Below are 208 nucleotides of genomic sequence, written 5' to 3' on the forward strand. Positions count from 1 at the left end.
TCATTAGGTAAAACACTAACTTCTTGGAAAGATGAAGTAGCTAGAATGTGGCGGTTTAGTAAATCTAATGGGATAACAGAAGGGTTTCATAGAAAAATGAAATTGATTCAATGTAGAGCTTATGGTTTTAGGAATTTTGAAAATTACAGAGTGCGTGTTAAGGTGCTCTGTGGGTGATTATAGCTGCCCCCTTAAATGGGAAAGAGCC

Annotated in this window: 1 protein-coding gene; it reads left to right on the forward strand. The window is 37.0% G+C overall.

The annotated features are described in order from the left end of the window. Positions 1 to 177 (forward strand): transposase (locus tag ACD661_RS17030; RefSeq protein ID WP_400189025.1); only part of this gene is annotated, 177 nt, incomplete at its 5' end. Positions 178 to 208 lie beyond the last annotated feature (31 nt).

The organism is Legionella lytica, from assembly GCF_044626755.1.
Taxonomy (GTDB): Bacteria; Pseudomonadota; Gammaproteobacteria; order Legionellales; family Legionellaceae; genus Legionella; species Legionella lytica_A.